Below are 14,512 nucleotides of genomic sequence, written 5' to 3' on the forward strand. Positions count from 1 at the left end.
CCACAGTCTCGACCGCCCCGCCGTCAGTCGTCGCCGCGAACGTCGACCGCTCCGCCGTCAGTCGTCGCCACGAGCGTCGACCGCCCCGCCATCACCCGCCCCGTCACCTGCGTCGCGACTCGGGTGGAAACACGCAGCGACGTGCGATTCGCCCGTCCACTCGGTGAGCTCGGGCGGCTCCCCCCAGCAGTCGTCGGCGGCCTTCGGACACCGCGGCGCGAACCGACACCCAGCCGTCGCCCGCGACGGCAACGCGGGCTTCCCGTCGAGCGATATCCGCTCGCGGTCCCCGCTCGGGTCGGTCTCCGGGACCGCCCCGAGCAACGCCTCCGTGTAGGGATGCTGGGGGTCGGAGACGATCCGGTCGGTCCGGCCGCGCTCGACGAACGTCCCGAGATACATGATCGCCATCCGGTCCGCGATCTGGGAGAGGCTCGCGAGCTCGTGCGAGATGTACAGCACGCCGATGTCCTCCGTATTGACGAGTCCACGGAGCAGGTTCAGGACCTCCGCTTGCAGCGAGACGTCCAGCATCGACGCGGGCTCGTCGCAGATGAGTAGTTCGGGGTCGAGCACGAGCGCCTGCGCGATGGCGACGCGCTGGCGCTCGCCGCCCGACAGCTCGTTCGGGTACATGTCCAGATACCGCTCGGCGGGCGCCAACCCGACCTTCTCTAGGGTCTCCGCGACCACCGTCTCGCGTTCGTCCAACCGATAGTCGTGGATCGACAGCGGTTCACCGACCAGCTGGTCGACCGTCTGTCGCGGATTCAGTGACTCGTAGGGGTTCTGGAAGATGATCTGGAGCTTCCGCCGGAACTCCTGGAGGTGCTCCCGGTAGTACTCGTGCGAGCGCCCGTCGAACTCGAACCGCTCCACGGAGGGTTCCTCGAGGAGTGCGAGCGTCTCCGCGAGCGTCGACTTCCCACACCCCGACTCGCCGACGACGCCGAGGATCTCCCCGCGAGAGACGCGTAACGAGACGTCGTCGACCGCGCGGACGTGCGACTCCTCGTTCCCGAACATCCCCCTGAGCACCTCGCCACGCCGGTCGTACCAATCCCGGATGTTCCCCGTCAGTCCGGTGACCGACGGCGTCAGCCCGTCGAGCGGCAGTCGCTCCAGGAGCGAGTCGTCGCGCTCGTACCACTTCCGTAACCCTTCCACCTCCAACAGGACCTCCCCATCGGGTGTGGGCGTTCCCGAAGCGACACCACCCCACGTCGCCGGGTCCGCCGCCTCGGACCGCATCCGCTTCGACTGCTCGACGTGATGGCACGCGACCCGATGGTTCCGGTACGGAAGCTCGTCCAAATCCGGCACCGACTCCGAGCACGCGTCCGTCGCGAACGGACACCGCGACTCGAACACGCACCCAGTCGGCTTCGACTCCAGACTCGGCGGCTCACCGGGCACCGAGACCAACGCCCCCTCGCTATCACCGCCGAGGGACGGATACGCGTTCCTGAGCCCCATCGTGTACGGGTTCGACGGGTTCAGCAAGAGGTTCTGGATACGGCCCTGCTCCATGACCGTTCCCCCGTACAGCACCGACATCTCCTCGCACGTCTCGGCGATGACGCTGAGGTCGTGCGTGATCAACAACAGCGAACTGTCCGTCTCCTCCTGTATCTTCAGGATGTTGTCGATGATCTCGTCCTGCACGACCACGTCGAGGCCCGTCGTCGGCTCGTCCGCGATGATGAGCTTCGGGTCGAGCGCGAGCGCCATCGCGATGACGACCCGCTGTCGCATCCCGTCCGAGAACTGATGCGGGTAGTCCTCGGTGCGCTCCGGGTTCAACCCGACGGTCTCGAACAGCTCGCGGGCTCGCCGCCGTGCACTCTCCTCGGAGACCGTCCGATGCGTCTGGACTGCTTGCCGGATCTGGCCGCCGACGGTCAGCGTCGGGTCGAGCGCGTCGATCGCCGTCTGCGGGATGAACGCGATCTCCTCCCAGCGGAGGTCCTGTCGCTCCCCCGGCGTCATCGCCCGTATATCGCGGCCCTCGAACGCGATGTCTCCCGACTCGACGACGGCGTGCTCCGGTAACAGCCCGAGTATCGCCTTCGCGATCGTCGACTTCCCGGACGCCGATTCGCCCGACAACGCGTAGTTGACGCCGTCGTCGATCGTGAACGAGACGCCGTTGACGCTGTGGAGCGGCCCATCCTCCGTATCGTACCTGACCGTCAGGTCGTCGACGTCGAGAAGCGTCATCGCCGGTCACCCTCGATGAAGACGGTCACGATAGCTATAGTACGGTCTCAGCCTGAGGGGTCAAGTAAGCACGGGATGGCGCACTCGACGTTCCACCAGCCGCTCGCTCACGACGCAGATGGAAGAGTTGCGAGCGCAGTGCCGTGGTCTGCACAAGGCACTTGACGGCTCTCGTAGACGTTCCCCATATGCGCCGTCGCGTCCTCCTCACCGCCGCCGGAGCGACCACCACCGGCCTCCTCGCCGGCTGTACGGGCAACCCAGCCGTTGCCGAAGCCCCCACGGTCCGATTCAGTCTCGACGCGCTCCCCGACGCGGCACTCCCCGGCGAAGTCCTCTACACGATCGACCCCGCCGAAGGCACCGACGCGGACGCGCAACTGATGGACCGGATTCTCGACGGCGGAACCACCACGAAGGCCCTTCGAGAACCGCTCCCACCCCAGCAGCACCTGCTCTACGACGGCCACGTCTACGAGCTCGCAGCCGACGTCGTCGACACGACACCCGGAACCAGCTACTCCGTCAAGGTCGACGTCGTCACCGGCTCCGTGAACGACGACGCGGCAATCCAGTTCTCGGACCTCCCCGACGTCGACCAAGCACAGTTCGCTGCAAAGGGGCTCGCCGACGGCGACCCCGTCGGCATCGGCACCAGCTTCCACTACACCGACACAGAACGCGACAACAGCGTCCTCGTCCCCGAATCCGAGTACGACTACATCACGTGGGCCGACGGGGCGGAAGCCGAATGGGTCGTCGACGACGCCCACGACGCACCCGTTCACACCTATCGATACACTGCAACGACGGTCGCGTCAGCCAGCGAGTACGGCCGCCGCATGCGCGAGCGCTTCGCGTTCCCACTCACGGACCTCTCAGCGGAACAAAGGGAATTCGTCGAGACCGCCATCACGGACGAGTACTACACCGTCGCGCCCGACGAGTCACCACCGGACGCGTTCGTCGCACTCACCGACCAGTTCCGCGACGAAGAACAAGCCCACGCCCTCGACGACACCGCCGAAGACGACCTGAACGGCCCGTACCTCGTCCAGTACAACGAGGACGTGTACTGGACGGTCCTCCTCGTACACGGCCCGGCCTTCCGAACGACTACGAGCGACTGAGAACGCCCCTAACGGTCGTCCCTTCCAGCCCTCCGAATCTGCTGCCCACTCGACGAGGTCGCCTCCTGCGACTACGACATGCCGAGGAAACCTCTCGAATATCGCAGTGCTGTCCGCATCGATAGGCACCGAACGCCACGACGAATCGGAAGTTAAGACATATATCCGACAACCCTGTAGTCACGCTCTATCTTTTTCAAGGCGAGAATGCCGCCGTTCACGGCGGGCGTGAAGCCGAGAACTGTCTCATGTTCCACCGTCGGTTGCAGGCCGAATACCTCACGACTGCAAACCTTTATCAGAATTGGACGTATAGAAATTAGTACGGCCAAATGGAGTACAACCTCGAAACCGGGTCGCACACCGTCTACGCGCTCCAATATCACTTTGTGACCGTCACAAAGTACCGCACGGACATCCTCACCGACGAGATAGCCGAACGCATCGGTGAGATCGCCAACGACCTCTCCGAGGACTTCGGCGTGGATATCCAGAACGTCAACGGCGGTTCCGACCACGTTCACATCCTGTTCACGGCGAAGCCTACGACCAACCTCACCAAGTTCATCAACTCGCTCAAGGGCGTCACGTCCCGCAAAGTCCGTGACGAGAATCCAGAGGTTCGGGAGGCGCTCGACAAGGCATTCTGGCAACCCGGATACTTCCTTGCTACCACCGGCCAGGTGAGCATCGACGTGCTGATGGACTACGTGGAGGACCAGTAGCGTGTCCACGACCGTCACGAAGACGTTGCAGGCGACGTTCGCGCCACCCACCGCGCACAAGCAGTCGAAACTGAACGACCTGCTCGAAACGTACCGTGACGGTCTGCAAGAAGCGTTCGACGCCGGAGCGAGTACCATGTCGTCGGTGAGCGACATCGTGACGCCCTACGACCTCCCGTATCAAGCGAAGGCTGCGCTCTGCAACTACATTCCGAAACTCCGCAAGACGTACAACACCAAGGAGTTGGACGATGAACATCCGATACGGCTCACGAATCAGGCTGCGAAGTTCGATCACTCCGATGATCGTGAGTATGAGTTCACGTGGTGGGTTCCCCGTCCTGGTCGCGGAACGAACTTCTGGATACCACTCCGCATCAACCCTGAACAGGAAGAGCTCTGGCACGATCTCGTATCGGAGGACGCAAAGGCGGGCGAGATACAGCTCCAGAAGCACCGGAAGAACTGGGTACTGCACGTCACCGTCGAGTACCCGGTCGACGAACCAACGACGGACGGTGACGCCACGCACATCGGCTTAGACATCGGAGAAACCGCCCTCATCACGGGCTGTGCCCTCAAGGACGGTTCTCCGACTGACCCGTTCGTGTGTAGCGGAAGCAGGGCGAAGCATCTCCGCAAAGAGATGCACACCACCCTGAAACGACTCCAAGAGCGTGACGCATCCGAGTGGCGGACCGATGAGCGGTTCGAGCACTACCAGAACGCGCTCACCGACATCGTGGAGAAGGCGTCTCGACAGGCTGTCGAGTACGCCAAACAGTACGAGAACCCGGTGTTGGTGATGGAGGACTTGACGTACATCCGAGAACGGCTCGACTACGGGAAGTACATGAATCGTCGCCTGCACTCGTGGGCGTTCGCTCGACTCCAAGGGCGCATCGAGGACAAGGCGACGGAAGCAGGCATTCCAGTCGAGTACGTGAATCCAGCGTACACCTCGCAGACGTGCCACTCGTGCCACCGCATCGGCCAGCGGGACTCCCAAGCCGAGTTCCGGTGCGCGAACGACGACTGCCACGTTTCGACGTTTCAGGCCGACATCAACGCGTCCGCGAACATCGCACGACGGGTAGACCCGTGGGGAGAGAGCGTCCCGCTTGACAAGGCCGGACGCGATGACTCGCCACGGGATGGGAGCGGTTGTGACACCGCCACGACTCACGGTGAACAGAGCGAGACACCCTCGCAGATGACGCTCACGGCCTACGAAGAGTCGGAACCCTCTGCCAGCGTTCACGAGACCGAAGGTCTCGTGCAGCCCGCCAGAACCGACGGTTCTAGAGACGACGACTGACTGGTATTCCCCATGTGTGGGAAGCCTCGCCGTTTACGGCGAGGAGGATGTCACATGAAGTTCTGTGACGAGTGCGGGTCGCTGATGCACACGGAGGGCGAGACGTGGGTGTGTCGGTCCTGTGAGAACGAGGCGGCGCGGGACTCGCAGGCGGAAGCGGCGATGGCGACACAGGATGGACAGCAGGATGCGGGGGCGCCCGACGTCGCGGATGCGACCGACGACTCGACGGAGACGGTGCAGGAGCCCTGTCCGGCCGATGACTGCGACAGCGACGAAGCTTACTCCCAGATGATGCCGAAGCCGGGCGGCTCCTACGAGGTTCGACTGTTCACGTGCGTCGAGTGCGGCCACAAGTGGCGCGATACCTGACAGCGACCTCGCAACTGCCGGGTGCAGATACCGGGACTCCCAATCCGGACGCTCGACGCTCCGGTCAGTGTCGATTTTGGCTCCGTCGAAACCCGTTGAGAGCTCCGGCACTGGTGGACGCTCCGCTGGGAACTCGCCATCGCCTGCCTCGTTCGCGACCTCGACCGATCACTGCAACGGGCGGTACATTCTGACGATCCTAGGATCTCGTTAAGACAAGCTATTCAAGTTTTGACTGGTGCAAATTACGGTGTGTCCCTCCATTCCCGCCGAGACTTTCTCGCCACCGCCGGAACGGTAAGTGTTGTATCGCTTGCAGGCTGTGCGACCGTCGACGGACTCCTCGGGGACGAGTGGCCGACGACTGCGGACGACACGACCGAGCCGTTATCCACCGAATCTGGTGGCTGGCCTCAGTACGGCCGCAACACGCGCCATACTGGATTCTCTCCCGACGTCCGCGTCGACGACCCGAGCGAAGACTGGACGTTCACGCTCTCGGGAAGCATGGCCCCACCGGCGATCGTCGGCAACCGCGTCATCGTCCATGGCGGAGTCACACCGGAATCAGAAGGGGGCAACGGATTCACTGGTGGCGCGGTCTTCTCACTTCGGACGGACGACGGACGCCAGGAGTGGCGGCGCGACCTCCCAAGCCTCGGCGGTGGCTACTCCGGGTGTCGGCCGATCGTCTATCGCGGTTCGGTGTACGTCGGACACGCTGGCGAGAGCGGGCTATACGCGCTCGACGCTCGCGACGGCAGTCCAAGGTGGCGACACGAGACGGGGAATTCGATCAACGAAGCCGCCGTCGGCTTTCGGAACGGAATCGTCGCCTCCACCGGCGACGAACTGCTGTCGTTCGACGAACGCGGCCACGACCAGTGGGTCTACCAGACCGGTGACGACCGCGCTGCTTTCGCTCCACCAGCGATCGGCGGTGGCTCCGTCCTCTACACGACGGGCGTCCTCGGGAGCATCGTCGCAATCGACCCCCGGGAGGGCAGTGGCATCTCGGAGTGGAGATACCAATCTGATAGTACCTTCCGGACACCAACCGTGGCGAATGGGAGGACATACGTCCCCGGCAGTAACGAACTTCATGCCGTCGACGTCGATACCGGCGAGGGTGTCTGGACGACGGAGGTAACCGCATCGTCCGGCGTTGCGACCGACGGCAGCCGACTGTTCGTCACTACTGCAGGAGGCGACCTCGTCGCCTACGAAACGGCAGACGGAAGCGAAACGTGGCGCACGACCCTCGCTGCCGGCGACAGCGTATACCTTCGAACGCGTCCACTCGTAACCGACCGATCGGTCATCGTGACGACGGACAAACCCCAGCTGGACGAGCGTGTGACGACCTACGCTGTCGACCGTCGAACTGGCGAGACACGGTGGACGGTTGCTCAACCGGGCAACGTCGGCTTCGACGCCGTTGCTGCCAACGGCCGGATATACGTTCCCGTCTACTGGAGTACCGACGAGCGTGGCGGGACACTCGTCGTGCTATCAGACTGACTTCGCGATACGCACACCTCCCTGACGACTATTCCAGAGGGTGGTGTCGAACCGAGAGGATTTCGACGGAGCCGAATGGAGAGAACTGAGTCAGCAAGCGATGTTCGGTCACTCCACCGGTCGTCCCCGAATATGTTGGCAGGCAGAGGCCTCCTACCGAACGAACAGTCCACTCACAGTCACCACGCCACCCAGAATCATCAGCAGCGCGCTCTGGAACAGGAAACGAGCAAAGACAGCCATTTGAATGCCTAAAACCATCAGCTTCAGACCTATCATTGATTTCTGTGGGGATTCAGACATACACGGGACTTGTCTACCTACATATGATATGGTTTTCTGATTCAACCGAACCAACGGACCACGATTAGCGCGATGAACGGTGACCGGGTAGCGGCCCGTATTCAGCTCAGCGTCTCCAAACTACCAGCAACCGGAGTGTTCGAGATAACCTCGGAGCTCGGGGCACGGCAGAATGAGCTGCGACGAGGTGTGACCGAACCTTCTTGATACTCCCTTTCGGCTGAGTAACCATGCCCTCTCGGTCCCTTCGAGCGCGACTCTCGAACAAGGTGGTTCTGTTGGTGCTTCTGCTCGAAGCCGTTGCCTTGGGCGTCTGGAGCGAACTCTTCAGGGAATCGCCCCTTGCGGCGCCACTCGTCGAGCCAGTTATGACCGTCATCCTCCAGTTCTCTGGATTCGTCACTGGTTGCGTCTCGTTAGCCTGTGGCCCGTACGTGATCGTCGGCGTCGCCATCTACCTCTACGGTCTGGCGGTGACTCTGGCGACGCTCTACCGTTGGTTTCTCCGCCAAGAAGCCATCCCAGTGTCGTGAGGAACCTCCCGTCCTCATCGAGAGGTTCAGTTCGACAAGCGCTTCCTATTCTCGAAATATATGCAGGCGGCTCTGTTGAAATCCCATTCGTTAAACATCTCATCTGATGAAACTACTGTTAGGTAGGTGTGCGAATCCAACAGTCAGATCACCGGCTCTGACTTGGAACGAACGAGGGGTGTGACTCACTACCTTACGGGGCTTCGACTGCGCCGTACCACGGAATTGAAATTAGCAACCCGACAAAAGCAATTACTGAGCCAATGACAGCAAGTAGGATTCTTAGTGGAGATGGATAAAGAAACACGACGACGGCGACAGTAACAACCAGCCCGATCTGTGTCAGGTAGTCGATTAGACTGAATCCCGCTGAAACGGTTCTTCGAAGCACTATAATCGGGATCACGCCCGATACCATAGTAAGTAGGATGGCGAGATATGAGAAGTCACTCCATCCAGTTATTCGTACAGTTAGGGCGGTCAACCCGATGTTAACAATCAGACGGAGTATAACGAAACTGACAGCCTGCATCGGGTTTTTCAAGCCGGGAAAGAGTCGAATTATCCTGTTCATTTGATTCTGGTAAAATCGGGGCGGGCGAATCCGATAGTGCGGGCCCTTGTCTTCGAATATCAGTCATCCATAATCAATCTCACCCATCGTTCGAGATTTTGGATCTTGCTAAAATATCTACACAGGACGACAATTCAGACTCTGTGGCTACCAGAAGGGCTCAACGCATTAAGATAGGTCTCACCAGTTGGTACCTAGTGAACCATCTGCTCAGTAGGTGTGCTTATTGAATCGTTTCATCGTCAAGTCTCGATGCTTGGTTGGCGTCCGTAGAGCGCCAGAGGAAGTAACCGAGACCAATCCACATGAGCCCGGAAACGCCCGAATAGTAGTGCATCCCGACCGGAAAGATGCCAAGAACCGTATCCCCGAGGTAGTTCGTCGCTGCTGTTGCAGGGAGTGCTAACGGCAGCCACAGTGCTAGCCACCGCGACGGGGTGCTGGTTCGCCAAGCGTCGATCGCAATCCCGACCGTCCCCAGTTCTACGAGAACCGCGCCTATCATCGCAGCGATGAGTAACAGAAATCCAGGCCCCAACGTGTAAACAAACAGTGTCCGGTGAGTCCCTAGCGGAACGAACCCGAGAACCCCTACTCCAAGTAGCCACAGTCCTCCTCGACCAGCAAATGAGTATTCCGGAGCATAGGCTCTGTAGAAGCCGATAACTCCACAAACGAGGAATAGCGGTGCGATGAGGAGAAGGTACTCGTACTGAACCACCTGATGTAACCGAGGAAAGCTGAGGACGAGAGGCGATAACAGCCAGATACAACCACCAGCTATTGAACAGCTCGCAAGGAGTGAGCGGGGGTGGAACACACGACTGAATGCTGTTTGAAGTGATAAGTGCCTTGTCTGTATCTACCGATTAGAGTGATCGGTCGATATTGTGAGCAAGGCAGGCGCTAGCGAGTTCTCGAAACTGCTTCCACCAGTGCCGTGACCGGACGAACGCACCGTACTTGCGTTGGAGTCGGAAGTTCACCGTCTCGTTCTGACTACGCTGACTGTGACTCGATCGAGGTCGCCGTACTAACGGGCGAACTCGTCATCCGGAAGTACGGGAGAGACTAGCCGTCCCGCTTGGCTCTCGTGTTCCCTTCGGTTCCAATTGACTCATCAGTCCAGACTACCCGGACGTCGTAGCATTGTTGCCCCTGATGGAGCCACCTGCTCACTGTGCGCCGTCAGTGATGGTGAACTCGACGCCGAGATACGGCGTCACTCCGAGCAGCAAGAGCCTGTAGCGCCCGGGCTGCAACGCGTCATCGAGTGCCGTGGCTCGCTCTGGGAGGGCGCCCGCGGCGAGCGTGAACTCGACCGTGGTGCGTTCACCGGCAGGAAGTATCCTCGCGCAGAGACCGTGATAGCCGTCCGCGGTCCACGTGCGGTGCGCCCAGCCGTCGTCAGTGTGTTGCTGTAGCGCCCACGGGTTGTGACAGCCGAGGGTGACGTCAGATGGGTTCTGGTTCCGGATGTCGAACACGACGTCCTCCCCATGCGCACCGTCTCCGGGGCGACCGAGAGGGAGACCTGGTCGTGGTCGTAGACCACATCCGTCCCGTCGACGTACGCTGGGCGTGAACTGTCGTCGCTGGGGGGAAGTGCGGAGGCGCTACAGCCAGTGAGGGACGCGCTGACGACCGCCCCCGAAACTCGGAGCAGGCGTCTGCGGGATGGCAGGGAGGGCACGCCGAGTCGATTCCAGTTGTGGCGGTAAATGCTTTCCCGGTATTCGATCACCTCACCGGAGAGAGAATCAGCCCTCGACCGACTCAGGCAAGAACTCGGGTGGATCGTCATCACCGTAACAATCTCCATTCTCGTCGTGCCCTACTGGATTGCCTCTCGATTGGTAAAGTGGCGGCCGCTGAGACAAGACTGATACCGCTGGTGTTGGAACGCCGGGGTGTATGCCCTCCATGACGCGGCGTCGCGCCCTCGCCGCAGCCGTCGGTGTCGCCACCGGCACCGCCGGCTGCACGGCGCTCACGGACGATGACGAGTTCCCCGTCGAACGAGCGTGGCGGAGCGGGCTCGACGAACCAGCCGGCGTCGCCACGACCGACGGTGGCCAGCTCCTCGCCGGCTCCACGAGCCCGTTCACTGACGATCCACTCGTCGCCGCGCTCGACGCCACCACCGGCGACATCACGTGGACCGTCACCGTCGAGAAAGGCTTGAAATCGCCGGTCGCTGTCGCCGACCAGCGCGCCTACGCTTTCTCGATGGCCGAGACAGCCGTCGCCGTCGATGCCACGAGTGGCGACGTCGTCTGGCAAACCCCGCTCCAGGCGGTCGACGCCGCCGACCCCGGCGTCGCCGACTTCGCCCCTATCCCGCTCGACGACAGCGTCGTCCTTCCCATCTCCGGCACGGAAGACGACGTCCCCGACCGCCTGCTGGCGCTCGAGCGCGACACCGGCGAGGAACGCTTCACGCACGACCTCGCAGCGTCCCTCTCCGGGCCACCCGCCCGCGCCGACTCGGGCGTTATCGCGCCCCTGGTCGACGGTCGCGTCGTCGCACTCGACGCGACCGGCCGCGTCCAGTGGACGCACGAGGTCGGTGCACCGCTCTCCGGCGTCTCCGCAACGGACGGCCTGGCCGTGGTCGGCGCCGCTACCGAGGAGCTACTGGCGTTCGACGCCGACGCCGGCCAGGTGACGTGGCGTGGCTCACTCCAGAACACCGTGTTCGCGCCGCCACTCGTGACGTCCCAGCGGGTGTACGCTGGTGGCGCCGACTACGTGCTGCGAGCGTTCGACGCGGCGTCCGGCCGCGAGCTGTGGCGGGACGAACTCGCGAACGCCATCACCCACGGCCCCTTCCTGGTCGGCGACCGACTCGTCACGCTCGTCGGGGGCGACCGACGCGTTCGCGGGCACAGCGGGACGATCCCGTTCTCGCCGACGACGCTGTACGTCCACGAGCGCGACGGCACTCGCGTCCGCGAGGTCCGGCTCGACGCCGGCTACGTCGATGGCGGGCAGCTCTTGTGGCTCCAACCCGCTGGGGACGCCGTGTATCTCGGCCAGACGTTCGCCCTCAGTAAGGTCGCCCCGGAGGCGATCACCGATGCCTGAGGACACCCCGCACCAGGACAGCACGCCCGAGGACGAGCGCACGCCGCGTCCGCGTGGGATGTCGCGCCGTGGGGCGCTCGGCGCGCTCGCCACCGCCGGCGTCGCCGCCACCGCGGGCTGTACTCTCCCGAGTCTCTCACTCGGGATGCAGCCGGTGTGGACGCGGGAGCTCGAGGCTGCCGCGCAGGCGGGGCCGCCAGCCGCCACCGACGACCACGTCGTCGTCGGCGCGCAGGACAAACACCTCCACGCGTTCACCGCGGACGGCGACCGCGCGTTCAGCTACGAGACCGGCGGCCCCATCGACACCCAGCCCGCAGTCCCCGAGACGGGCGGCCCCGTGCACGTCCAGAGCACGGACGGCGACCTCTACACGATAAGTCTGGACGGCGAGCGCGAGTGGCTGGAGTCGGGGGAGACAAAGCACCGGTGGCTGACCCGCCAGGGCTCGCTCCTGGTCGGTAGCGACCGTGACTCCGACACCATCACCGGCTACGACGCCAGCGACGGCACCCAGCGCTTCCAGTACGCACTCCACGAGAACAGCCTCCCAGCGCTCACCGACGACGTGGGGTTGCTTCGCCGCGAGGCAATGAGTGGCGGCACCCAACTGTGCGCGATCGACCCAGTCACCGGCGACTTCCGCTGGACCGGCCCCACTTTCGACGACAGCCCCAGCGTCGTACTCGGTGACAGCGAGTTCGCGACCGCCGTAGGGTCAGTCGTCCGCCTCCACGACGTCGCGGACGCCAGCGAGCTGTGGGCGACCGAGGTCCCGGGCGAACTCGACTACGGGTGGGGGCCGGAGCTCTGGCTCGGCGAGCACGTCTACGTGCACGTCGAACGCCGCGACCAACCCGACGAACTGGTCGCGCTCGACCGCAGCGACGGCCGCATCACGTGGCGGCAACCTGTCGGCTACGAACTCGATTGCGTCCAGCCGACCGACGAGGCCGTGTTCGCGGCGAGCTCGGTCGACGACCCCGACGGCGGTATCGTCATCCGACTCGACGCCTTCGAACACGACGGCACCCGCCGCTGGCAGACCACCACCGACATCCCAATCGGCGGCTACGTCGACGCCTTCGGCCGCACCGGAAGCATCCTCTACGCCGCCGGCGACACCGCCGGCGGCGCCTACGACCCCACGACCGGCAACCGCCGCTGGCACCACGACCCCGACTCCTACAACATCGCACTCACCGGAACCACCGACGCACTCTACGCCAGCCACGAAAGCACCGGCAAAATCGCGCGGCTCCCAACCTCATAGCAACATCTTCCCAGTTTGAGAGGACGAGCTAGCCCTGACGTCGAGCCGAGAATCACCCGCACGCTCGGATGCTCCAAGGCGTCTACGGTTCTGCTGGAACCCGTCCTGGCGATTGTGAGAACGACGCTGTACTAGAAACTGGAAGCACCTCGAATCGGGATACCTACGCTTAGGACCCGACTGCTTCAGCGACGGCTTCGATGAACTCGACGCCGGATTCGCCGTAGCTCAGGTTCTTCGTGGACCCGTCGGCGAGGTCGAGGCGGAGCTGGACGTACGCGGAGTCGGTGTCGTACGCTTGCAGAATGTAGTAGGCGCCGACGAGGACGAACACGAGGCCGATGCCGATGAGACCGAGCTGGGCGAGTTGCTCTTTCGGGAGGAATGCACCGAAGAGCATGAGGGCGCCCACGCCGGCGGCACCGCCACCGGCGGTGAGTGCCTCCTTGTCGACGGGTTCCTCGCCGTGGAAGTCGACGGTCGTGCTCGTGACGTGTTCGAGCGGGTAGGTCTCGACCTTGCGGCGGCTGCGGCCGGACGTGGATTCGGCGCCATGCCAGACCGAGCAGAGACGCTCGTCGGTCAGGACGTAGGTCTTCGCGCCGAGCGCGAGCGCATCCCGAACGGATTCGCCACTCGCGATGTAGGGCTCGAGCGCATCTTTGTGCGACTTAGGTATCTGCCTGCCAGCGGTTTCAGACACTACCCCAGAAACCACCCGGCGAGGTCTTGATACAAATGCAGTGATATTCAAGCCAGCATCTTGCCGTGGTCAGGCTGCTGCACTTGCCAACCGACGCTGGAACGCGGCCTTCCTCTCGGAGACCCTCTCAGAGGACACTGGGGTCGAGAGCGTAGTGACGCATCGGGACGCGAATACTGTTCCGTGCATCTTCAGTCGCGTGCGTGGGACGAGCGGCGCGTCGCGACGCCCACCCAGCACGGTCGAGTTCGCGGTTCCCGGAGGGTAACGATGCTGTCGAAGAAAGCGAACAAGTACGGAACCCCGGCCGAGCACCACATGATTGAGGAGCGCGACCTGGTGGCGGCACGGTGCTACTGGCACGACGCGACGTTCCGGAACGGGATGCCGGTCGAGATCAAGAGCTGCGACGTCGCCTCGACGGGGTACTTCCAGATCTACGAACGAGCGCACGACCAGCTCCTCGAGCACGACGGCTGGTACGCGTTCGCGCCGTACACCAGGAGCGGGATGCGCGTGCTGAAGGTCTGGATGCGGAGGGCGTCGAAGATGCCGCCGATGCAGTGGTCGTCCACAGGCGGGCATCGCGACAGTCGGAAGACGAAGGTGGATGTCTCGAGAGTTATGCGGTCGTGACGGTATCGGTGTACAGAGTTGACTCCGCTCCTCGGTGTTGGCGGTGGTTCTGGTGCTGTACGAAGTTTGGAAGGTCGACGAGTGTGTGGCGGAATGAATGGCGATCCACCTGTGTGC

General features: G+C 63.0%; 14 protein-coding genes and 1 pseudogene. 9 read left to right on the top strand and 6 right to left on the bottom strand.

What is annotated here, in order from left to right; translation table 11 throughout:
- Window positions 1-57: 57 nt before the first annotated feature.
- Window positions 58-2,220, bottom strand: a complete 2,163-nt coding sequence (locus ACZ48X_RS03765; protein WP_336351726.1) for an ABC transporter ATP-binding protein — start codon at window positions 2,218-2,220, stop codon at window positions 58-60.
- A gap of 188 nt (window positions 2,221-2,408) precedes the next feature.
- Here ACZ48X_RS03765 and ACZ48X_RS03770 point away from each other — a divergent pair, with 188 nt between their 5' ends.
- From ACZ48X_RS03770 to ACZ48X_RS03790, 5 genes are all read left to right on the top strand, one after another.
- Window positions 2,409-3,350, top strand: a complete 942-nt coding sequence (locus ACZ48X_RS03770; RefSeq protein ID WP_336351725.1) for a hypothetical protein — start codon at window positions 2,409-2,411, stop codon at window positions 3,348-3,350.
- 332 nt (window positions 3,351-3,682) lie between these two features.
- Complete coding sequence (gene tnpA / locus ACZ48X_RS03775) at window positions 3,683-4,075, top strand: IS200/IS605 family transposase (protein WP_336351724.1); 393 nt, start codon at window positions 3,683-3,685, stop codon at window positions 4,073-4,075.
- Between the two features lies 1 nt (window position 4,076).
- Window positions 4,077-5,393, top strand: coding sequence for a transposase (locus ACZ48X_RS03780; RefSeq protein ID WP_336351723.1), 1,317 nt, complete (start codon window positions 4,077-4,079; stop codon window positions 5,391-5,393).
- A 54-nt stretch (window positions 5,394-5,447) separates the two neighbouring features.
- A complete protein-coding gene (locus ACZ48X_RS03785; protein WP_336351722.1) occupies window positions 5,448-5,765 on the top strand; it encodes an RPA12/RPB9/RPC11 RNA polymerase family protein in 318 nt (105 codons plus the stop codon).
- Window positions 5,766-6,017: 252 nt separating this feature from the next.
- Window positions 6,018-7,286, top strand: a complete 1,269-nt coding sequence (locus ACZ48X_RS03790; protein WP_336351721.1) for an outer membrane protein assembly factor BamB family protein — start codon at window positions 6,018-6,020, stop codon at window positions 7,284-7,286.
- A gap of 153 nt (window positions 7,287-7,439) precedes the next feature.
- Here ACZ48X_RS03790 and ACZ48X_RS03795 read toward each other — a convergent pair whose 3' ends face one another.
- Entirely contained in the window at window positions 7,440-7,589 is a 150-nt protein-coding gene (locus tag ACZ48X_RS03795) for a hypothetical protein (RefSeq protein WP_336351720.1), read from the bottom strand.
- 230 nt (window positions 7,590-7,819) lie between these two features.
- Between ACZ48X_RS03795 and ACZ48X_RS03800 the strand changes: the two genes are divergently transcribed.
- Window positions 7,820-8,122 carry a hypothetical protein gene (locus tag ACZ48X_RS03800; protein ID WP_336351719.1) on the top strand — a complete coding sequence of 101 codons (303 nt, stop codon included), beginning with the start codon at window positions 7,820-7,822 and terminating at the stop codon, window positions 8,120-8,122.
- A 797-nt stretch (window positions 8,123-8,919) separates the two neighbouring features.
- Here ACZ48X_RS03800 and ACZ48X_RS03805 read toward each other — a convergent pair.
- The 3 genes and pseudogenes from ACZ48X_RS03805 to ACZ48X_RS03815 form a co-directional block, all read right to left on the bottom strand.
- Window positions 8,920-9,417, bottom strand: a complete 498-nt coding sequence (locus tag ACZ48X_RS03805; RefSeq protein WP_336351718.1) for a hypothetical protein — start codon at window positions 9,415-9,417, stop codon at window positions 8,920-8,922.
- Between the two features lie 148 nt (window positions 9,418-9,565).
- A pseudogene (locus ACZ48X_RS03810) lies at window positions 9,566-9,709 on the bottom strand (IS5/IS1182 family transposase); the annotation flags it as partial.
- A gap of 162 nt (window positions 9,710-9,871) precedes the next feature.
- Window positions 9,872-10,183 (bottom strand): hypothetical protein, encoded by a 312-nt coding sequence (locus tag ACZ48X_RS03815; protein ID WP_336351717.1) that lies wholly within the window; start codon window positions 10,181-10,183, stop codon window positions 9,872-9,874.
- A 427-nt stretch (window positions 10,184-10,610) separates the two neighbouring features.
- On the opposite strand from ACZ48X_RS03815, the gene ACZ48X_RS03820 reads away from it, so the two are divergent.
- On the top strand, window positions 10,611-11,783 hold the full coding sequence (locus ACZ48X_RS03820; protein ID WP_336351716.1) for an outer membrane protein assembly factor BamB family protein: 1,173 nt from the start codon (window positions 10,611-10,613) through the stop codon (window positions 11,781-11,783).
- Window positions 11,776-13,056 carry an outer membrane protein assembly factor BamB family protein gene (locus ACZ48X_RS03825; protein WP_336351715.1) on the top strand — a complete coding sequence of 427 codons (1,281 nt, stop codon included), beginning with the start codon at window positions 11,776-11,778 and terminating at the stop codon, window positions 13,054-13,056. Before ACZ48X_RS03820 ends, ACZ48X_RS03825 begins: the two co-directional genes overlap by 8 nt.
- A gap of 169 nt (window positions 13,057-13,225) precedes the next feature.
- Here ACZ48X_RS03825 and ACZ48X_RS03830 read toward each other — a convergent pair whose 3' ends face one another.
- On the bottom strand, window positions 13,226-13,759 hold the full coding sequence (locus tag ACZ48X_RS03830; RefSeq protein WP_336351714.1) for a hypothetical protein: 534 nt from the start codon (window positions 13,757-13,759) through the stop codon (window positions 13,226-13,228).
- Window positions 13,760-14,029: 270 nt separating this feature from the next.
- On the opposite strand from ACZ48X_RS03830, the gene ACZ48X_RS03835 reads away from it, so the two are divergent.
- A complete protein-coding gene (locus ACZ48X_RS03835) occupies window positions 14,030-14,395 on the top strand; it encodes a hypothetical protein (protein WP_336351713.1) in 366 nt (121 codons plus the stop codon).
- Window positions 14,396-14,512 lie beyond the last annotated feature (117 nt).

The organism is Halorubellus litoreus (assembly GCF_055378595.1).